The 19,948-nt window shown below is 44.8% G+C and carries 17 protein-coding genes; 8 read left to right on the top strand and 9 right to left on the bottom strand.

Translation table 11 applies throughout. The features are described 5' to 3' along the window. The first annotated feature begins 154 nt into the window (after positions 1–154). Positions 155–1,156 (top strand): sugar-binding transcriptional regulator, encoded by a 1,002-nt coding sequence (locus R7P67_RS06085; protein WP_005387670.1) that lies wholly within the window; start codon positions 155–157, stop codon positions 1,154–1,156. 165 nt (positions 1,157–1,321) lie between these two features. Here R7P67_RS06085 and R7P67_RS06080 read toward each other — a convergent pair whose 3' ends face one another. The 5 genes from R7P67_RS06080 to moeA all read right to left on the bottom strand — a co-directional run bounded on the left by R7P67_RS06080 (position 1,322) and on the right by moeA (position 7,071). Further along, positions 1,322–2,152 (bottom strand): sulfurtransferase, encoded by an 831-nt coding sequence (locus R7P67_RS06080; protein ID WP_262628465.1) that lies wholly within the window; start codon positions 2,150–2,152, stop codon positions 1,322–1,324. Positions 2,153–2,281: 129 nt separating this feature from the next. Continuing rightward, positions 2,282–2,782, bottom strand: a complete 501-nt coding sequence (locus tag R7P67_RS06075) for a hypothetical protein (RefSeq protein ID WP_137282758.1) — start codon at positions 2,780–2,782, stop codon at positions 2,282–2,284. Between the two features lie 12 nt (positions 2,783–2,794). After that, positions 2,795–4,900, bottom strand: coding sequence for an LruC domain-containing protein (locus R7P67_RS06070; RefSeq protein WP_248486459.1), 2,106 nt, complete (start codon positions 4,898–4,900; stop codon positions 2,795–2,797). Positions 4,901–5,076: 176 nt separating this feature from the next. Next, complete coding sequence (gene moeB, locus R7P67_RS06065) at positions 5,077–5,826, bottom strand: molybdopterin-synthase adenylyltransferase MoeB (protein ID WP_318085912.1); 750 nt, start codon at positions 5,824–5,826, stop codon at positions 5,077–5,079. Positions 5,827–5,835: 9 nt separating this feature from the next. Next, positions 5,836–7,071 (bottom strand): molybdopterin molybdotransferase MoeA, encoded by a 1,236-nt coding sequence (moeA, locus tag R7P67_RS06060; RefSeq protein ID WP_318085911.1) that lies wholly within the window; start codon positions 7,069–7,071, stop codon positions 5,836–5,838. Positions 7,072–7,358: 287 nt separating this feature from the next. Here moeA and folE point away from each other — a divergent pair, with 287 nt between their 5' ends. After that, the gene (gene folE, locus R7P67_RS06055) at positions 7,359–8,012 is read left to right on the top strand and encodes a GTP cyclohydrolase I FolE (RefSeq protein ID WP_005373478.1); all 654 of its coding nucleotides are present in this window, start codon (positions 7,359–7,361) and stop codon (positions 8,010–8,012) included. A 45-nt stretch (positions 8,013–8,057) separates the two neighbouring features. Here the strand turns inward: folE and R7P67_RS06050 are convergent, their stop codons facing one another. Beyond that, entirely contained in the window at positions 8,058–9,005 is a 948-nt protein-coding gene (locus R7P67_RS06050) for a TDT family transporter (protein ID WP_005373475.1), read from the bottom strand. Positions 9,006–9,266: 261 nt separating this feature from the next. After that, complete coding sequence (gene clcA / locus R7P67_RS06045) at positions 9,267–10,670, bottom strand: H(+)/Cl(-) exchange transporter ClcA (RefSeq protein ID WP_005373473.1); 1,404 nt, start codon at positions 10,668–10,670, stop codon at positions 9,267–9,269. Positions 10,671–11,126: 456 nt separating this feature from the next. On the opposite strand from clcA, the gene R7P67_RS06040 reads away from it, so the two are divergent. Then, on the top strand, positions 11,127–11,741 hold the full coding sequence (locus R7P67_RS06040; RefSeq protein ID WP_080659228.1) for a hypothetical protein: 615 nt from the start codon (positions 11,127–11,129) through the stop codon (positions 11,739–11,741). On the opposite strand, the gene R7P67_RS06035 is transcribed toward R7P67_RS06040, so the two are convergent. Further along, the gene (locus R7P67_RS06035) at positions 11,722–12,135 is read right to left on the bottom strand and encodes a helix-turn-helix domain-containing protein (RefSeq protein WP_005387686.1); all 414 of its coding nucleotides are present in this window, start codon (positions 12,133–12,135) and stop codon (positions 11,722–11,724) included. The two genes, R7P67_RS06040 and R7P67_RS06035, sit on opposite strands and share 20 nt — an antisense overlap. A gap of 95 nt (positions 12,136–12,230) precedes the next feature. Between R7P67_RS06035 and R7P67_RS06030 the strand changes: the two genes are divergently transcribed. The 5 genes from R7P67_RS06030 (at position 12,231) to R7P67_RS06010 (ending at position 18,056) form a co-directional block, all read left to right on the top strand. After that, the gene (locus R7P67_RS06030) at positions 12,231–13,139 is read left to right on the top strand and encodes an aldo/keto reductase family oxidoreductase (protein WP_005387688.1); all 909 of its coding nucleotides are present in this window, start codon (positions 12,231–12,233) and stop codon (positions 13,137–13,139) included. 367 nt (positions 13,140–13,506) lie between these two features. Continuing rightward, positions 13,507–14,511 carry a response regulator gene (locus R7P67_RS06025; protein ID WP_262627225.1) on the top strand — a complete coding sequence of 335 codons (1,005 nt, stop codon included), beginning with the start codon at positions 13,507–13,509 and terminating at the stop codon, positions 14,509–14,511. Further along, positions 14,511–14,948 carry a PAS domain-containing protein gene (locus tag R7P67_RS06020; RefSeq protein ID WP_005373463.1) on the top strand — a complete coding sequence of 146 codons (438 nt, stop codon included), beginning with the start codon at positions 14,511–14,513 and terminating at the stop codon, positions 14,946–14,948. The genes R7P67_RS06025 and R7P67_RS06020 overlap by 1 nt, the downstream gene beginning before the upstream one ends. A gap of 86 nt (positions 14,949–15,034) precedes the next feature. Then, positions 15,035–16,576, top strand: a complete 1,542-nt coding sequence (locus tag R7P67_RS06015) for an NAD(P)H-hydrate dehydratase (RefSeq protein WP_137282753.1) — start codon at positions 15,035–15,037, stop codon at positions 16,574–16,576. A gap of 436 nt (positions 16,577–17,012) precedes the next feature. Continuing rightward, positions 17,013–18,056 carry a GMP reductase gene (locus R7P67_RS06010; protein WP_053304513.1) on the top strand — a complete coding sequence of 348 codons (1,044 nt, stop codon included), beginning with the start codon at positions 17,013–17,015 and terminating at the stop codon, positions 18,054–18,056. A 146-nt stretch (positions 18,057–18,202) separates the two neighbouring features. Here R7P67_RS06010 and R7P67_RS06005 read toward each other — a convergent pair whose 3' ends face one another. After that, positions 18,203–19,492: a linear amide C-N hydrolase gene (locus R7P67_RS06005; RefSeq protein WP_258479505.1), complete on the bottom strand. Its 1,290-nt coding sequence runs from the start codon at positions 19,490–19,492 to the stop codon at positions 18,203–18,205. Between the last annotated feature and the right edge of the window lie 456 nt (positions 19,493–19,948).

The following is a 19,948-nucleotide window of genomic DNA, read 5'->3' as shown; positions in this document are numbered from 1 at the left end:
AGCGTTGTCCAAGAGGGTAAAAAATTGTAGTGAGAAAATGTTATTGCGATGAGCAAATGTAGCGTTTAAATTGATAAAGAACATATGCTAAGTCAATGAGCATATGTTCACTTATTGCATACAATATCGATCCTCTTAAAGGGCGAGAGAAACCATGAGCAGTTCTAATCAAGATATTTCCATTGAAAACACGGATTTGTTGACAGAGATTTCCGTCGCGTATTATCAAGACGGTGCGACTCAGGAAGAGATATCGAGAAAATTTGCCATATCACGCGCAAAGGTCGGGCGAATGCTCAAGCAGGCACGTGATGAAGGCATTGTTGAAATTACCGTTAAATACCATCCGGTGTTCAGCGCCAAGATTGAACAACGTTTGATCGAGCGATTCGGCGTTAAGCGCGCGCTTGTTGCTCTTGATCAACCGAATGAAGAAGCGCAACGACTACAGGTATCGGGATTGGTGTCCAATTATCTCACTAGCACGCTCAAAAACGGCATGGTGGTGACGGTCGGACAAGGGCGCAACGTGTCGTCTGTCGCTCACCATATTGGTGTTATTACGCCGCGTGACTGTAAATTTGTGTGTGGCATTGGTGGTATTCACCCGCGTGGCGGTATGTATAACGCCGACCATATTTGTCGTCAGTTGGCGAAGAAATATGGGGGAACCTCTGAAACCCTTTATGCGCCGGCATACGCAGAAAATAGAGAACAGAAGTTGGCCTTCATGCAAAATGCAACCGTGAAACAAACGCTCGACCTAGCACGTAAAGCCGATGTTGCTTTGGTTGGTATTGGTGACATGAGCGAAAACAGTTACATGGTCGACTTAGGTTGGTTTACGCCTGATGAAGTGGTTCAGTCGAGACTTCAACAAGGTGTGGTAGGGGATTTTGCAGGTTATGACTTCTTTGATATTCACGGTAATGTAGCGAACACGGTAATGAGTGACCGAGTAATTGGACTTGGTATTGAAGAGTTTCGGCCGATCTCGGAAGTCATTGCGATCGCAGCTGAGAACAGCAAGCCACTCGCTCTACTCGGAGCATTAAGAACTGGAGCGATAGACGTGATCGCCACGAGCGTTAGCAACGCATTAACCGTGCTCAACTTAGATGAGCAAATGCACGGCAACGCGACATCTGAACGCTAACGGAAATAGTCGGCTTTTGATGTAGTCAGGCTATGAGGGGTGACAAATCACTCATAGCCAGTTTCTATTTCGAAATGACAAGTTTGGTTTAGAAGCTGCGTTTAGTTTATTGGAACACATCATCTTTAGATAAACGTAAGATACTTTGTTAAACAGACACTTGTCTTAACACTCGATAGGTAGAGAGTGGTCTGCACCCCATTCGGTCCAAGAACCGTCGTACACCGACAGGTTGTCCAGACCAATTTGATACGCCGCGAGTAATAAAATGCATGCGGTTACACCGGAACCGCAACTAAAAATAATCGAATTGTCACTATCTATCGTTAGTGCGCTAAATATCTGTTGCAACTCTGAATTTGGTTTAATGTGACCGTTGGCCAAGAGTTCTTGAAACGGTAAGCAAACCGAATTTGGAATGTGCCCACTACGTAGACCTTCTCGTGGCTCAGGCACTTCACCAAGGAAGCGAGCTTTGGCTCTGGCATCGATGATATTGGCACTTTTATTGGTTGAATGAGCAAGAACATCTTGTGCATTCAAAAAGGCATTTTGGTTGAGCTTGCCCGCAAAGTTGCCTTCTTCGCTTGGTTGCGATAGGGCACTTTCGGCAGGGAGTCCTGCTTCAATCCAAGCTGGAAGACCGCCATTTAAGACTCGGACATTGTCATGCCCCATGGCTTTGAACATCCACCAAGCTCTTGGTGCCGCTAAAGTGCCTGAGTTGTCATAAACCACAATCAAGTCTTCGTTGTTCAAACCGAGTTGTTGCGCACTTTGGTTGAAGCCTTCTTCTGTTGGCATCATATGCGGTAGGGAGGAGCCGGGTAAGCAAAAGTCATTGTCGTAATCAAAGCGTAAAGTATTTGGAATCCACTTATCTTGAATCTTTTTGCCTTCAGAAGGGATTTGAAACGCAATACTAGCGTCGAGGAGCTTGACGTTAGGTTGGCCGAGAAGGCTATTGAGTTCATCAGTACTAATCAGTGCGTGCATTGTCTTTAGTTTGCTAGGTGGATAATCTTACTGTTTTACAACAAAAAAATCGCATGTTCAAAAGAACGATGCGATTTTTAAGTTAAAGATTGAAGATTTGTTCTGAAAGACAGCTTTCGATTTACCCAGTTACATGGTCCAAGTGTTGTCTCCAGAAGTAATCACTTTCTGAATTGGGTCACTACCGTCATAGAACCAAATTTCAACAAGTAGGCTACCTTGGCTATCAGAAACATTAAAGTCGACATTTGCTGTACCATTGTTGAGTGGAACCGATGCGACTTTGCTTGGGTATTTTGCATCGTAGTTACCTGAACTGTTCTCGACAAACTCTTTGTACACGCTTAGGTGTGCTCGTTGTGAAGAGAAACCACTGATGTCTACATTGAGCGTACCTTCCGTCACTGGGTTGTAGCTAAAGCCATCTGGTACTACTAGATCCTGCATGGTTGCATCTTCCACTGTTACCGTTGTCTCTTCTTCAGTAGTTTCTTCCTGCTGGGTAGTATCTTCCTCTGGCACCGTGGTTTGGGTTGGTGGAGGTGGTGTACTGTTACCACCTCCGCCGCCACCGCCTCCGCCACAAGCTGTTAGTGCTAATCCCATGATGATTGTGATAAGTGCTTTCATAATGTTATCTCCCTATGGAATGTAGCATTTGTTAGGTGTTGGAGCGGTGTGCCAATCTGTGCTTAGTTCGCCACCAGACTCAGCCCAAGCTTGGAATTGAGGGTATGCATCGACCATGTCTACACGCTCTAGCGGCCAATCCCAATCTTCTACTATCAACAGTGCCCAAGGTAAGTTGTTTGCTGTTTTGAAGTACACACCTTGTGCAGGGTCACTTGCATCGACGCCGACACCGAAGAGGTTTTGGTCATCAAACTGTTCTGTTGGTGCTTGGTCTGCTAAGTGAACTTCCCATTTACGACCTGGTTGGAAGGTAATCCCGTCGCCATGGTAAGTGCCCGGTGTTGCAAAGATGAACGGGTCGTATGGCATGGCTTGAATCGCTGAACGGTCAGAGCCTTCAGTGAAGTAAACATTCAAGGTAAAGGTGAGTGAAACGTTATCATCACAGCCAGGCTCTGTGCGGAAGTAGCTACAGCTGCTCGCCGCGTGTGTGCTTAAGTCTTCACTGATGATGAAAATTGCTTCATCAGAAATACTTTCCAAGCCATTAGATGCTTGCTCTACACCATTGAAGGATAGCGTCGTTAATCCATTTTCAATCGAGCTTCTCAATACACCCGGTAGTCGGATTGCGAAGCCATTTTTGTAGCTTGCGCCGTAAGCCGCTAGGTCACCTGTAATCTGAATATTCTCAACATGACCAGCAAGACTGGTTTCAGTGATGCGGAATTTCACGACCACATCGTTCATGTCGTAGTCTGCGGTGTATGGCCAATTATCTTCATAAGCCACGGTGGCGTAATCTTCTGCACTCGGGAAATATTCCACTGAGTAGCCATTACCAGTGATGGTAATTGGGTAATCTTCCACCTCACCAGATGTCGAACCACCATCGTAGTTTAATCCGGTTTGTTGGCTAAAGCGGAATCGACTCCAGCTTGAACCTTCCGTTGCAGCGGTTGAAACGACAAACGGTAGGGGATTATTACCCGCAGACAGTAATTGGTCAGTAAAGACCTGTTCGCCTTCATCATCAAAGTCACCATCGCGGTTCCAGTCAAACCATGCTGATAGGTAGCCAGAAGTAGAAGCTGTCACATTCACAATTGAGCTTAAGCCTGGATCAAGTGCGGATACAAAACCAACACCATCTTCATCGGCTGTGCCCACAGAGTTGTCGTTTGCTTGACCGTCGGCATCACCATCTGGAGCGACGGAACCAAGCCAAGTTACACCGTCCACTTCGTGACGAGGACCGTTTGACGCAAGTGTTGTGTGGTAGCTGTCTGGAGCATCACCGAAATCAATTGGCTCGTCTTCGTTAATCACCGGAGCATTTGCACAACGTGCACCGTCATTTTGGCTTGAGCTTGGACCGTTGGATACAAACTCAACCGCAGGAACGATACCTGCTGCGATATTGGCTGCGTTACCTTCCGAAAGGTCAACGCGATAGATTTTGCCATCTTGGTTACGTGACACGTAGTAGTTGCCGTTAACATCGAAGTAGCCAGCACCAAATGTGCCTTTCTCACCTGTGTCACCTATCGCAGTTGCGCTACCATTTGATGGGTTGAACTGATATAGCAAACCAGAGTTGTTGTCGATGCCGTAAAGGGAGCCATCACCTGGATGGAATGCAAAGTCGGTTAGGTTCACAGTCGCTGTTGAGCTGATTTTCACGATGCTCAATGTCGCATTTGGATCAGAATCGAGCGGAGAAAGGTCAATGGAGAAAAGTCCTTTGCCTTTGCGGTACAAGTAGTAGACGTGGTTGTAAACGTCGCCAACGTAAAACGTGTGGTCGGTAGGAAGGCCCGAAACATTAAGTGTCTCTGCTTGGAAGTCTTTACCAAGACGAACAATCTTTTTGTTTGTGGTGTCGTAGCCGTAGATATAACGGTCAGTGAAGTTAAAGCCTACACCGTTGATGCCCGAAGCCAAACCTGTGTCGTCCTCTAAAAGAGTCGTAGAGCCTGTAACCAAATTGACGCCATAGATTTGAACCGGGGTTGATTGGAATAGGTATGCTTGGCTTGGGCACGTATCAAATGGCGCCGCTTGTGCATAAGCGCTCACTATTAGAGACCCAAGTAGTAGTGATGTCCTTTTCATAATTCGCCCTCTCATTGGTTCGTGATATATGCAATGAAAGGAATGTGCCAACTTTTAAATTGTTGAATTTTATGAAGTTAAAATTTGTAAGAAGAAGGGTTTTAAATCTGATTGTCAAAATGAGAAAAAAGCCCAACATCGAGTTGGGCTTTTTGGGAATGATTAGAGGTTTAGAACTAACTACAAACCGGACAGGTTGGCATTTTCATCAGATTCATTTCTCGCCAAGACATGCTGAGCGCGTCCAAAATCAGAATTTTGCCTTTCTTTGGTTGGCCGTAATCAGCAATCACTTTAATCGTCTCCATCGCTTGTACTGCGCCAACAATACCCACAACAGGAGCCATGACTCCGGCTTCGACACAACTTAACGCACCGCTGCCGAAGAGGGCACTTAAGCACTGGTAACATGGTTGAGTTGGGTCGTCGTAAGTAAACACACTCACTTGGCCTTCCATACGAATAGCCGCGCCTGAAATTAGCGGTGTTTTAGTCGCAAAACATAGGCGGTTAAGTTGATTGCGCGTATCGACGTTATCTGATGCATCGACAACAATAGTGTGTTGCTTAATCAGGCTCTCTAACGCGGTATCATCAAGACGTTTTGCGATGGTATCTACAATGATGTGCGGGTTAAGTTCGCGTAGCGCATTGGCCGCCGAGTCTACCTTCTTACGACCAATATCCGCATCGTGGTGCAGCACTTGGCGCTGAAGGTTAGACAACTCGACGATATCATCATCAATCAGCGTGATTTTACCGACACCAGCAGTCGCCAAATATTGGCTTGATGCGCAGCCTAAACCGCCAGCACCAAGCATCAATACCGATGCTTGTTTGAGTGCTTCTTGTCCTTCAAAGTCAAACTGACGAAGAATGATTTGGCGGTTGTAACGCAACATTTCCTGATCGGAAAGAATATCCACAACGTCTTCCTAGTAAAGGGTTGAGTTTAATAGTTGAATCTGAACCGTTTCGCCCACTTCAACTCGGCCGCGTTCACGTTCCAATACAACAAAACAGTTCGCTAGGCTCATTGAGCGGAATGCACCAGAGCTTTGGTTACCGGTTGTTTCAACGACAAACTTGCCATCTTCCAATGTATAGATACCACGTTGGTAATCGGTACGACCTGGCGCTTTCTTAAAGGCGGTTTTGGTTGTTGCTGGAATAGATTCGGGTGCTTTCCATTCTGTATGGCCTGCAAGTTTTGCCAGCATTGGTTGAACAAGCACGTACATAGTAAGAACTGCAGAAACAGGGTTACCCGGCAGCCCACAGAACCAAGCTGTACTTAGCTTACCAAATGCGAAAGGTTTACCCGGCTTGATTGCTAACTTCCAGAAACCGATTTCACCAAGCTCTTCAAGAATGTCTTTGGTGTAATCCGCTTCGCCGACGCTAACTCCACCAGATGTAACAACCACATCAGCCAATGTTTGCGCTTGTTCAAAGGTCGCTTTCAGAGTCTCTGGGCAATCTGGAATAATGCCAAGATCAACGGCTTCACAACCGAAGTTTTCAATAAGCGGTTTAATACCGTAACGGTTGCTGTCGTAGATCTGACCTTCGTCTAATGATTCGCCCAGTGGTTTAAGCTCATCGCCAGTAGAGAAGAAAGCAACTTTTGGCTTACGTACTACTGTCACATGGCTCACACCAAGAGACGCAATCATCGGAATATCACGAGGTGTTAAACGTGCACCTTTTGCCAATACGATGTCGCCTTGCTTGATGTCGTCACCTGTTGGGCGGATGTTGTTTTGCGGCTTCACGTCAGTTTGATTGAACTGAATGCCAGCATCCGTCACTTCTGTGTTTTCTTGCATGATAACGGTATCACAACCCTGTGGGATTTTTGCGCCAGTCATGATGCGAACACAGGTACCTTGAGGCCATTCACCTTCAAAAGGTTGTCCTGCAAATGATTTACCTGCCAGAGGCAATACAGAAGATGACTCAAGATCTTGAATGCGAATAGCGTAGCCATCCATTGCTGAGTTATCGAATGGCGGTACGTGGATAGGAGACAAGATATCTTCTGCCAGTACAAAACCGAGTGCTTCAGCAAGTGGAAGAGAAAGCGTTGTTTGGATAGGTTTGATTCGCGATAACATTTTGTCCATCGCTTCTTCAATTGGCATCAAGCCAGGTGCGTCGCAGCAGCCCATTGAGAAAATCCTGTGTTCTTTTGTTTTGTGGCAACTTTACCATAAAAGGGGACTGAGTAAGAATGTCCACCTATAAAATATGGGTGTAATTATTCAAAAATCCGAGTATCCTTGTCAGCCATCCAAAAGGGGTAAAAAACCTGCGGAGCTCAAGAAAATCAGCTCAGTACCTTCATCTGATGTGACTTGGTGTAAAGACACGAACTGAGCAACTCAAAGCGAAAAGTATGAATGCAATTTTGATTGGGTTTGTACGAAGGCTGAAGTAAAACAAAAGAGGAAGTGGAATGTCAGGTCTTAGCGAGTCAGCGAAGTTAGTAAAAGAAGCGCTAGAGCAACGCGGTTTGGAAACGCCAATGCGTCCAAACAACGTAAGTCGTGAAGAGAAGAAAGAGAAGATCGAACACCACATGCGTGAGATCTTAGGTCTACTTCAACTTGACCTCACTGACGATAGCCTAGAAGAAACCCCTCACCGCATTGCTAAGATGTACGTTGACGAAATCTTCTCTGGTCTGGATTACTCCAACTTTCCTAAAATCACGGTGATTGAGAACAAGATGAACGTGAGCGAGATGGTTCGCGTGAAGGACATCACGGTGACCAGCACTTGTGAACACCACCTTGTGACCATCGATGGCAAGGCTGCTGTGGCTTACATTCCACGTGGCAAGATCATTGGCCTGTCAAAGATCAACCGTATCGTTCGCTTCTTTGCGCAGCGTCCACAAGTTCAAGAACGTATGACTCAGCAAATTCTTGTTGCACTTCAAACGCTGCTTGAGTCCGATGATGTGGCAGTGACGATTGACGCAACACACTACTGCGTGAAATCTCGCGGTGTGATGGATGCAACCAGCGAAACGACAACAACTGCATTGGGTGGCATCTTCAAGAGCAACCCAGCAACGCGTGCCGAATTTCTGCACGGTTTACGCTAGGTAACCAAGTACTATTCTAAGAGGATGGCAAACGCCATCCTTTTTTTATGCTTGTTTAGAAAATGACTTCATGATTTCTGGCCAATACATTTTGACGTAACCTGCCGATACCCAAACAACCAATACAGTCGCGATACTGAGCTCTAGAAAACCAAAGTCGTGTAGCCAGTGCCAGTGAGGGTGCGATTCGGCAAAAAAAGAGGTTAAGCGATGCATTGCGATAGCGCTGATCACGGAAGGAAAGGTTACTGCCGCGATAGAAGGTTGAAACTTCAAGCGAAGTAAGCGGAAGTAACATAAGTAGATCAATAAAGTCATAGTGATGGCGATCCCGGCCAATGCGCCTGTCAGTATCGGATCAGGTAAGGGAAAGTTCACCAAGTATGCTGCTAATGACAAGTTTACCGGCGCGGCCATAATCGCGAGGGTCGGTCTTGCTCGCCTTGGTAGAGAGCCGAAAAACACCAAACGATACAACACGAGTGGCAGCATGAAGAAATAAATGCCGATGCACATCATCGCTAACGTTTCGGAAAATAAGTTGTGACCTAGTTGAGAACCGGCTAGTGAACTACTGATCAGCCCCACCGGATAAAGAAACCAACTCGGTACGATATTGGACATTTTGAAGTTCATTAGCTGAAAGCTAAAAAACAGCACCATCATAGTAAAATGCAGCAAAAGCGCCATAAACCAAAGTGGATAAGCGATGATAGGCGCTACAGCGGCAAGGTAATCTGCAAGGATCAGTAACGCCATACTCATTGGTGCCATTAAACTACCACTCAGCGGGTGACGAATGTCGACCATGAATAATCGTGGATTAGCGGCATATTTTATGAGTACAGGGGCGAGTAAAAGTGCGCCGAGTGACGCCAAAAATGGACGTATCGGTTCACCAATCTCAGGAACATAGAGTGCCCAAGCTTGCCCTAAACCTATCATACCTAGTGCCAACGCGGCTTGAGACGGCGGGACACTATAAAACTGCACAAGTCTTCTCCAGTTCAAATCTACTCCATTTGATTTTTGCCTGAATGAAACGAAACATGACGATTTGGATGAAATGCTCTATTTAAGTAGCGAATACTAACAAGTATGGAGAGGGGTTTCTCATGAAAGGTGGTGAGCAAATATCAGAGAATGATAATTTTGTGAGTTTGGTATCGAATATTTGGGAAAAGATGTAAAAATGCAGAGTTTATCGCTCCAAACCCTTCGATAGTCTGGAGCGAAGTGATAACAAAGAGAATGTTATGTTGATTGATTCTCCGGTAGATCCTGCTGGCGTAACTTTTCGTTTTTGATTGTACGATGCAGCAGCTGGCTGTAAATAGGTTGTCCACCCAACAATTGAGCAATAATCACAGCGCCCAAACAAGTAATGATCAATGGCAGGATTAAGTAGTAGTTATTCGTCATTTCAATCACTAACAGAATACCAGTAATCGGTGCACGTACCGTTGCAGCAAACAGGGCACCCATGCCCGCAATCGCAAATACACCAGGCTCGATATCAAGCGCAGGGAGCAAGACATCAGCACTTGCTCCGAACGCATAGCCAAATAAGGTTCCCAGAGCAAGCATAGGTGCAAAGATGCCTCCCGGCGCACCAGAACCAAAACAGAGCAGGGTTGTAATTACGCGACCAAAGAAAAGCAAAACTAAAATAGATACCGAGTAGTTACCGTTAGTAATGTCAGGAATAAGGCCGATACCACCACCAGTTAGTTGGGGTACGTACAAAAGAAGCAAGCCAAACACGCCTCCCAGTAACGAACCTACAATCAAGTAGCGCTTACGATCGTTTTTGTGAATTGCGACAAAACTGTCTTGTGCCACGGTAATTAGTTTATTGAAGATCACGCCAAACACGCCAAACAATGCGCCAAGCAATAAAAACAGCCATAGGGTTTGAAGCTCTGGCGACTGGTATTGCGGCATAGTGATAACGGCGTCTTGCCCGTTAATGGCGCGAAACACTATGTTCGCCATAATGGCAGAAATGATCACTGCGCGAATTGAGATCAAAGAGTAGCGAAACTGAGGTCGCATTTCCTCCACAACGAACATAATGCCTGCGAGAGGGGCATTAAAAGCCGCAGCCAAACCGCCAGCAGCACCAGAAGCGAGCAGGGAGTGGCGGGTATCGTCATCCTTTACGCGGAATATATCGGTCACCATTCGACCAACAGCGCCCCCCATTTGAACGGTTGGGCCTTCACGACCCAGCACCATACCTGAGCCAAGTGCGCCCATGCCGCCGAAGAATTTTACTGGTAGAACTCGCCACCAGCGCACTGGACGAATATTATCCATTGCCCCTTCGATTTCAGGAATACCAGAGCCTGCCGCTTCTGGCGCAAAGCGGTGCACAAGAAAATAGCCAATAAAAGCTAAAAGTGCGCTAATGAGAACCGCTGCCAGCCACAATGGTAGAACATTACCAATTTCGCTTCTTAACCATTCTGTTCGTGTTTCAGAAACGAAATGAACGGCAAGCTCGAAATACGTACCGACAAAACCAGCCAACGTACCCACAATGGCGGCCATAATGAGAACAGAAAATGGTGTTGACCCTCGAGAGACAAACTGGTTAATCGCATCTTTCGGTACGTGCGCCAACACAGATTTCACAATTCTCTCGCGTTTGGTCATTAAAAAGCTCTCCTGTTGCTGGGGGGAAGGGACGAAAGAAAGTATACGCTTCGCAGAGTCTAGACCTAATCAATAAAGATGCAATTTAGCTTTTCACTATTGAGTGTTCGAAGTGTCGCGATATTATTCATTCACTCAGATTGTGCTATTGCTCTCATAATTTAGGATAAAAAACTTGTTTTTTGAGAAAAATGAACCATGCTTTAAATGTAAAGCAACATGACTGCTTCAGAAGGAGGGATGTGAGGTTTTACACACAATTTGGATGGATTCAAACCCTACGGTAAGTCCTCGTTTTATGTTCGGGATGCATCAATAGACATCGCCGATTCGCACACTCACGATTGAGTAACGAGGTAGAGGCGCACGCACATGTGCGCCTTCTTAATTTCTGCGTTATAACTTTCATCACCACCTGCCACTATTTTTCTCTTGAACATTTTCTTGCAGTTAGTAATGTCTTGGTTCGATGTCAACCAACTAGAGCAGTGCATGCGCTTTTATCTCCGACTCTTACTTTCTTTATGTTGTTGTTCGGTAACGTTTCCGGCACTTTCAACGCCGAGCTGGTGGCAAGACACGTTGTCAGCAATGCCATATTCCAATCTAAAAGAACGTATAGAAAAAAGTGGAAGCTGGTATGGTTGCGAAGTGCAGTTGCGAGACAACTCAACGTTTATCAGCGCATTTTGTTTGGATGATTTTTCGTACTACCAGCAGCACTTGTATGGTGAAGTGGTTTTGAGAAGAGAAAGTGCTCAGTTCTCGTTTCTCACTGAATACGAGTGGCAGCGTCTGAATGACTTACTTCTCAACTTAAGAAAGGATGGGTTAGTTTTACGCAGAGTTACTATCGGACAAGAACACTATGATGTCGTTGAAGCTCTGGAAAAGAAATCTTCCGAGCTTGTCGATAAAGAAGTTATTTTGTTGATGAACCGCTATCCACAAGAAACGATTCGAAGTTTGCTTTGGGTAAAACCGGACGAGTTTCTGACGCCATCACCGTCCTTAAATGTGCAATTGCGCAGTGATGGCGAAATTATCGAGGTCAAAGTGACTCGTTTTTAGATTCTTTATGGAGAGATAGGAAGGTCGCCATTGCTGATTCATCCAAAAAACCATCCGATTTTTTGTGAGCGCGCAGGTATTGATAGCCTGCGATTAGCTTGCGGTGTAGCTCTTCTGCATCGTCTGACAACGGCTGATTCATAACGTGTTGAAAGGCAAGTTTGTACGCATCCATATCCACGACTTCAGCACGGCGATATAAATAACCACATCCCGTTGCTAACCATTCGAGAGAGCAATTGGCGCGCATTGCAATTTGATTTGCTTTGGTTAGGCTAGGTTCACTGCCTTTAAGGTATTTGCGTATTAAAGCTTCAGACACATCGACGCGTCGAGCGAACCCGCTGATGCTTTCTTCTCCGATCAGGGTGGCTAGGCGTTGGGCAAAAGACATATTTCGTACTCCAGTTCGAATTGCGAAAGTTTACCCGTTGAGCCGGTACGAAAACAAGACTACGATGAATGCAGATCAATTGAAGGAGAAAACCCATGGTTGCAAAAGTAGTAACTGCACCAAAAGGCCCAGAGTTCTCAGAGCTGGTTCAAGGATATTGGCGTGCAGTTGAGTGGGGAATGACGGCTCAAGAGCGTTTGTCATTTCTTAAGCAACACATTGAGTTAGGCATTACGACGGTCGATCACGCCGACATCTACGGCAATTACGAGTGTGAGGCGTTGTTTGGTGAAGCGCTAGCTTTAGACAAGAGTGTTCGTGAGCAAATTCAGATCGTGACGAAATGCGACATCAATTTGTGTGGCGATAAAACGCCAGAGCGTAAGATCAATCACTACGACACGAGCTCAGCACATATCTACCAATCGGTGAATAACTCGCTAGAACGTTTGAATGTGGATGAAATCGACGTACTTTTAATTCATCGTCCTGACGTGTTAATGGATGCAGACGAGGTTGCAGAAGCATTTTCTGAGCTTCATAAAGTCGGCAAAGTGAAGCACTTTGGCGTGTCTAACTTCACTCCACGCCAGTTTGAACTGCTGCAATCTCGCTTAGGTAAGCCGTTGGTTACTAACCAAGTGGAAATCAACCCACTTAACTTTGAGGTTGCTCACGATGGAACGCTTGATCAAATGCAAATGTTGCGCACGCGACCAATGGCTTGGTCTTGCCTCGGTGGTGGTTCAATTTTTAGTGGTGACAGTGAGCAAGCTGTTCGTGTCCGTAACGAATTAGAAGCAATTCGTGAAGAAGTGGGCGCAGCGAGTATTGATCAAGTAATTTATGCCTGGGTACGTCGTTTGCCATCTAACCCTATTCCAATCATTGGCTCTGGTAAAATCGAGCGTGTGCAAACTGCAGTTAATGCATTGAACATCGAACTTACTCGAGAGCAATGGTATCGCGTATGGGTGGCTTCTAAAGGCCATGGTGTGCCATAGAATTGATATCTTATCGATGAAATTATTATTAAAGGCATCCTCTAGCAGGGTGCCTTTTTAGTTTTAGCGCGTTACTGTTTACCCATTATGGAAATGGAAAGAATGAAATTCGAGCAAAAATGGGCTTTGGATGTTAGCTGCAACTTTTTGCTTACTTTTGGTGGAGGAGTTTTACCCATGTTTGTTTTATGTCACTAAACAGCGAATGTGATGCTTGCTTTTTAGTCATTTTGTTCACTCATTCATTCATATTGCGTATGCTTATTGAATAATAAAGAAATAAAAAACTCGTCAGTTTTCTCGTATTACATGCTGTAACAATCTGTTAGACTCCGGCGCAGATTGTGGAATATAAAAAGGTGATTGAATGTCTTTTCCCGTACTCATCTGTGATGATTCAGCGTTAGCACGCAAACAGATGGCGAGATCACTACCAGCCACATTGAATGCCGATATTACGTTTGCTATCCACGGAAAAAACGCGCTAGAAGAACTCGAAAAAAACGAGTTTAAATTGATGTTTCTTGATTTGACCATGCCAGAAATGGATGGCTTTGAAACACTAGAGCACATGCAACGGTTGGGGGATAAAACTCCGGTGGTTGTGGTGTCGGGGGATATCCAACCTAAAGCGAAAGAGCGCGTGTTCGCACTGGGTGCAAAAGCGTTTATTCAAAAACCGATCGCCAAAGATGAACTCAAGAAGGCGCTTAAAGAGTTGGTCGAGCCAGAACCTAGTCCTCAAATTATCACGCCTGTCTCTATTGAGTTACCGATTTTACGTCGTCGCGATATTTACATGGAAGTGGCTAACGTTTCAATTGGTCGAGCAGCCGATGCGTTGGCGCGTCACTTTGACGTGTTTGTGCAACTACCTCTGCCGAACGTCAATATCTTTGAAGTGAGCGAACTTCACATGGCGCTACGCGACTTGGCGTCGCATGACAACGTATCGGGCGTTTGTCAGGGATTTTGTGGCGAAGGTATTGCTGGCGAAGCGCTAGTGATCTTGAGTGACTCAAGCGTATCTGATCTCAAAAAGTTGATGAAAGTACCAGCAGACAGCGAAGAGCTAGAAGAGCTTGAGCTGCTAATGGATATTTCTAATATTTTGGTGGGGTCGTTCTTAAATGGTTTAGGCGAGCAGTCTGAAGTCCGATTCTTCCAAAGTCCACCAGTACTCCTTGGTCAGCATATCTCAATTGACTCGATCATTGAATCTACAACTGGAGCATTCAGCCGCACGATGACATTCGAAGTGAGCTACAACATTGAAGGAACGTCGATTCGTTGTGACTTGTTGTTTATGTTTGTGGATGAATCCTTGCCGCTGCTTGATAACAAACTGTCTTATCTAATGGAGGAGTTCTAATGTTGAATATGCCAGCAGAGTTTGAACAATTCCATTGGATGGTGGATATGGTACAAAACGTTGACATGGGCTTAGTGGTCATTGATCGAGATTACAATGTACAGGTCTGGAATGGCTTTATGACTCATCACAGTGGTTTGCAGTCTCATGATGCGATTGGTCGTTCTATATTTGATATCTTCCCTGAAATCCCACAGGAGTGGTTTAAATTAAAAACAAAACCAGTGTATGACCTAGGCTGCCGCAGCTTCATCACATGGCGACAACGACCTTACTTATTCTGCTGTCGCAATGTTCGACCAGTTACGCAGCAAGCGGAGTTTATGTACCAGAATGTTACGTTGAACCCAATGCGCACACCGACTGGAAAAATCAACTCGTTGTTTTTGTCTATACAAGACGCGACGGCTGAAGCTCTGATGTCTCAGAATCAATAGCGATAAAAAACTTTCTCAAAAGCCAAGGTCCGCCTTGGCTTTTTTGTATACTTATAATTGTGTTTCCCAATGCGTAGAACGTGAATATGGACTTTAATCTCGCCCTAAAACTCTACACCGCAGAGCAAGTAAAAAACGGTGAAACGCTGGCTGCGCAAATGGCTGGTGTTTCTATGTATAGCTTAATGCAACGCGCTGGTATGGCCGTGTATGAGCGCTTTTTACATCTGTATCCTAAATCAAAAAATATCTTAGTGATTTGCGGTAAAGGGAATAACGGTGGCGATGGTTACGTATTTGCATCTCTTGCGAAACAAGCTCAACTCAATGTACATGTTTTCCAAATTGGTGATGTATCTGCGCTAAAAGGTGATGCTTTGCGCGCATACCAAGATTGGCAGTCAATCGACGGTGTTAACAATGATTGGGATGAATGGAATACCGCATTGCTAGAAGCAGATGTGATCATTGATGCCATGTTAGGTACTGGTTTAAGCGGTGAGGTTCGTTCGGAGTATCGTCGCTATATTGACCAAATTAATCAAATTCATACCCCTGTGATTGCAGTCGACGTTCCTTCTGGTCTGTGTGCTAATACAGGTGCAGTTTTAGGTGATGCTATTCGTGCCGAGCATACTGTAACCTTCATTGGGGTTAAACAAGGCTTATGCACTGGACAAGCGAGAGATCGAGTTGGCGAGCTCTACTTTTGTGGTTTAGGCGTCAATACTAAGTTTGATACTATCGAAGTAGAAAGTGCATTAGGTATTGATCATCAGGTTGTTTCAAGATTAATGCCCAAGCCAAATCCAACGGTCCATAAAGGTGACAACGGGAAGTTGCTTTGTGTTGGTGGCAATCAAGGGATGTCTGGAGCGATTCGTTTATGTTCCTCCGCTGCGATTAGAGCCGGAGCGGGTTTAACTGCCGCAATTACTCACACGAGTAGCCTTATTCCACTGCAGGTTGGTTGCCCAGAAGTAATGAGCCAGAGCATCACCGCTGACTTACTCAGGGATACTGAGAACGACTTAACTAAACGCATTCGCTGGGCTGACGTATTAGTGTTTGGTCCTGGCTTTGGAGATGATGAGTGGGCTTATCAAGCCTATCAATATCTGGCTCAAGAGCAGAAACCTAAAGTTGTTGATGCTGATGGCCTCAATATTCTAGCGATGCTGAGCCAGCGATGCGATGGCACTCTGGTGTGCGACAACCATCGAGTGATCACGCCGCATCCTGGAGAGGCAGCTCGACTACTAAATGTAACCATTCAACAAATAGAAAGTGACCGATACTCTGCTGCAAGACAACTGCAAGAGCGTTATGGCGGTGTAGTGGTTTTAAAAGGCGCGGGGACGCTTATTTACGATGGAACGAGAATGTACGTCTGTCTAGCGGGTAACGCCGGAATGGCGACGGGGGGAATGGGAGATGTGTTATCTGGAGTCATTGGTGCATTACTAGCCAAAGGTTTACCAATTTCTGTTGCCGCACGTTTAGGTGTGGTACTTCACAGTCATGCTGCTGATATAAACGTGAGTCAGAATGGTCAAATTGGTCTTTTGGCAAGTGATGTCGTTAGCACTCTTCGTACCGCTATCACCCAAGAGCTCTATCGAGTTTAATTAGATTTCATGCATTTTTGAGAAAATTGGTCGATTTTTTTGAGTACTTTTTTACGAATTAGCAGGGCATCTTAGTATTAGGTGATTGAGTTTTAGGCAGATTTGAGAGGTGATGCGTTTTAATTTTTAAGATATGACGCAAAGGTTTGCGCAATGGGTTAACTTAAGTGCTTTCTCAAGTTGTTGATAGTTATAAATAATAAGAGGTTTTGGTGACTTGGGGAGCGTTTTTGATATGCGATTTTCAAGATGGTATCACAAAAAAAATTCAAATATCAGACTTGTAGGAAATAAATCACAGCCTATAATGCTGAAAACCGGAGCGTCTGCCAACGCTCCGGTTTTTTTGTGTCCGAAGAACAGTGAACTCGTCTGCCAACGAAATCACTACGCACTCTGAAATGACACATATACATATGAATCAAGGAATTACACAATGCGTATCGAACAAGAACTTAAGTTAGGTTTTAAAGATGTACTGTTTCGCCCGAAACGTTCTACCCTTAAGAGCCGTTCTCAAGTAAATTTAACCCGCGATTTTACATTCAAGCATAGTGGTCGTCAATGGTCTGGTGTGCCAGTAATCGCAGCAAACATGGATTCGGTTGGTAGCTTTGCAATGGCTAAAGCGCTGGCTGAGCATGGTGTAATGACCGCTGTTCACAAACATTACACGGTAGAAGATTGGGCTGAGTTTTCTAAATCAGCAGATAAAGTAACCATGAATAACGTTATGGTGTCTACGGGAACATCTGACGCAGACTTCCAAAAAACCAAAGACATCATGGCACTTTCAGATGAATTTATTTTCATTTGTATCGACATTGCAAATGGTTACTCAGAGCATTTGGTCGAGTATGTTGAACGCGTGCGAGCAGAGTTCCCAGACAAGGTCATTTCTGCAGGCAACGTGGTTACTGGTGATATGTGTGAAGAGCTAATCCTAGCTGGTGCAGACATCGTTAAAGTGGGTATCGGCCCAGGCTCAGTTTGTACAACTCGTGTAAAAACGGGTGTTGGTTACCCGCAGCTTTCTGCAATCATCGAGTGTGGCGATGCAGCGCACGGCCTTGGTGGCATGATCGTCGGTGACGGTGGTTGTTCTTGTGCGGGTGACGTAGCGAAAGCATTCGGTGGTGGAGCGGATTTCGTAATGCTAGGCGGGATGCTAGCGGGTCACGAAGAGTCAGGCGGCGAAGTGATCGAGAAAGACGGCGAGAAGTTCATGAAATTCTATGGCATGTCGTCGAAGAGCGCGATGGATAAGCACTCAGGTGGTGTCGCTGGCTACCGTGCGGCCGAAGGTAAAACCGTATTATTGCCATACCGTGGTAGCGTTCACGGTACTATTCAAGACATCCTTGGAGGCGTTCGCTCAACTTGTACATACGTGGGTGCAGCAAAGCTTAAAGAGCTAACCAAGCGTACTACATTCATCCGCGTTCAAGAACAAGAGAACAACGTGTTCGGTAAAGAGTAAGTCGACTGAATGTAACAAGTGTAAAAGCAACCATACGTTATATCTATAGCAGATAAAACTATACTATATGCAGCTATGAGCCAGAGTGAGATTGATTTCTTACTCTGGCTTTTTGCTTCTCATTTGTTTGCGCTTCAAAATTAACTCTAAGCGATTTTAATAGTTGGTCGAGATTCGACTTGTTCAAACGGTAATGATGTTGTAACTGGCATGAGCTGTAAAACGCTTGAAATCTGACAGTCTCTATTTAACCCAATATAGTCTTTGACATTAGCGACTCGCCAAGTCATGTCTCCGTAAGTACGCAGATAGAACGCGGGTGATTGATGACTGTTATGTCTAATAACGCTCCATTGGGTAATATCACTAAAAAAGACTTCAGGGTTATCGGATGTCTCAAACTCATTCGCCATGATGCCCAAAGGTATATCAACGCGATTAAGTAGCTTTTGTCCGAGTGAGAAGGCTTCGTCGAAGTTAGTTGGTTGTTCGCTTAACTGCTTAATTGCATAGGTTTGTACAAATCGAGACGGCGGTGTTGGGTCGGCGGGTAGACCCATCAAGCCAGCGCCATTGATTGATTGAAGTGGGCCAGGCACTTGGATATGACGTTGCATGGTTGCTTCATTGTTCGGTTCTGGGTTGTAGTTGCGCAAATTAGAAAAATAAGAGAGGTGATTGACATGCCAATGGTAATTTGGGCAGTTAGTCATTACTCCAACGTAGGAGTGGTCCACAACCACTTTATAATCATCAAAGTCGTATTCGGTACATTGATAGCGTGCTTGCTGATTTTCCTCTTTGCTGAACATATCGCTTTCTTTGAATGCTCGATAGATATGCATATTACCGTTAAGAAACTCAATGACGGCACTGTCATTATTTGCATCGTGAATCACGAAATGCTGGTCCAAAGCCATGTTGTCACTCTCTGTTTCACCAGTTGAAATAGTCGAGTTAAACACGTAAACGGGGTGGGTGGTGAAGTAGGTCACCATCTCGTCCACAGTATTAAACGTAGACAAGATAAAAGTACCAAACAGGCCGCTGCCTAATGCAAAGGCATCATCAGGGATGTGAGAGGTCGATACATTTTGATTGAGAATGGGCAAGTACAGTGACCCAACAGAAAGGCCAGATTCATTAATGCCATCAGCTGTTAAAAGAGGGTTATTATACCGGGTAATGGCATTGCAGTGTATGAAGCTCAACTCTCCCTGCCAATTTGCTCGAAACTCACATTCTTTACTGTGACGTTTTGGCGGCTGACCATTGAAAACACGGTCGGCTTTTCCGTCGGAAGTAAAGGTCGTAATTTGGTAAGTTTGTTGGGCTCTAAACCAAATCTCGGTCTGAAGGTTAACTGCAAACTCCATGGTTCTAGCGGATAAGGTTTGGTTGTTGCAACCATAATTGATATTAACATCTGTACACATAGCCATGCTTTCCGTTGTTTATCTTGAATGATGAATATCCAAGAAACCCTCTGAATCAAATGCTTAGAGATTACGTGGATATAGATGAATTGCGCTTTAGTAATGGTTTTAGCCATTGAGATAAGCACATGCTATTAAGTTAAGCATTCAATCAAAAAACGTCAGTAGCAGTTTAGTATCAGTTGATAGAGTTAAAATAAAAAGTGATGTATTAAGTAAAACTCTTTGATCTTAGAAATTAATAATATATTTATTTTTTCAATCTTGGTTACTCTAGATTTAAAGTTTATTTTAAAAGTGATTTGTATTTATTCGATTATCTTGCAGTGGTGATATAAAGTGAGAACATAAAGTTAACAATTTCAGATTGTGATTGAAAATGGGGAGAGTCTTCAATCCAAATACCGAGAAATGAAACTGCCCGAGAAGTTGTGCAACTGTCTCGGGCGAAGTGAT

It is taken from the genome of Vibrio sp. Vb0937, from assembly GCF_033338855.1.
The sequence above is the reverse complement of the archived record's forward strand: the minus strand, read 5'-3'. Positions and strand labels throughout refer to the sequence as shown.

What these genes read in the sequence shown, in the direction of transcription:
- moeA (WP_318085911.1), bottom strand. Translation starts at nt 7,071, where the DNA reads ATGGGCTGCTGCGACGCACCTGGCTTGATGCCAATTGAAGAAGCGATG.
- R7P67_RS06005 (WP_258479505.1), bottom strand. Translation starts at nt 19,492, where the DNA reads ATGTGTACAGATGTTAATATCAATTATGGTTGCAACAACCAAACCTTA.
- R7P67_RS06020 (WP_005373463.1), top strand. Translation starts at nt 14,511, where the DNA reads ATGTTGAATATGCCAGCAGAGTTTGAACAATTCCATTGGATGGTGGAT.
- R7P67_RS06035 (WP_005387686.1), bottom strand. Translation starts at nt 12,135, where the DNA reads ATGTCTTTTGCCCAACGCCTAGCCACCCTGATCGGAGAAGAAAGCATC.
- R7P67_RS06070 (WP_248486459.1), bottom strand. Translation starts at nt 4,900, where the DNA reads ATGAAAAGGACATCACTACTACTTGGGTCTCTAATAGTGAGCGCTTAT.
- R7P67_RS06030 (WP_005387688.1), top strand. Translation starts at nt 12,231, where the DNA reads ATGGTTGCAAAAGTAGTAACTGCACCAAAAGGCCCAGAGTTCTCAGAG.
- R7P67_RS06040 (WP_080659228.1), top strand. Translation starts at nt 11,127, where the DNA reads ATGTCTTGGTTCGATGTCAACCAACTAGAGCAGTGCATGCGCTTTTAT.
- R7P67_RS06025 (WP_262627225.1), top strand. Translation starts at nt 13,507, where the DNA reads ATGTCTTTTCCCGTACTCATCTGTGATGATTCAGCGTTAGCACGCAAA.
- R7P67_RS06085 (WP_005387670.1), top strand. Translation starts at nt 155, where the DNA reads ATGAGCAGTTCTAATCAAGATATTTCCATTGAAAACACGGATTTGTTG.
- clcA (WP_005373473.1), bottom strand. Translation starts at nt 10,670, where the DNA reads ATGACCAAACGCGAGAGAATTGTGAAATCTGTGTTGGCGCACGTACCG.
- R7P67_RS06080 (WP_262628465.1), bottom strand. Translation starts at nt 2,152, where the DNA reads ATGCACGCACTGATTAGTACTGATGAACTCAATAGCCTTCTCGGCCAA.
- folE (WP_005373478.1), top strand. Translation starts at nt 7,359, where the DNA reads ATGTCAGGTCTTAGCGAGTCAGCGAAGTTAGTAAAAGAAGCGCTAGAG.
- R7P67_RS06010 (WP_053304513.1), top strand. Translation starts at nt 17,013, where the DNA reads ATGCGTATCGAACAAGAACTTAAGTTAGGTTTTAAAGATGTACTGTTT.
- R7P67_RS06075 (WP_137282758.1), bottom strand. Translation starts at nt 2,782, where the DNA reads ATGAAAGCACTTATCACAATCATCATGGGATTAGCACTAACAGCTTGT.
- R7P67_RS06015 (WP_137282753.1), top strand. Translation starts at nt 15,035, where the DNA reads ATGGACTTTAATCTCGCCCTAAAACTCTACACCGCAGAGCAAGTAAAA.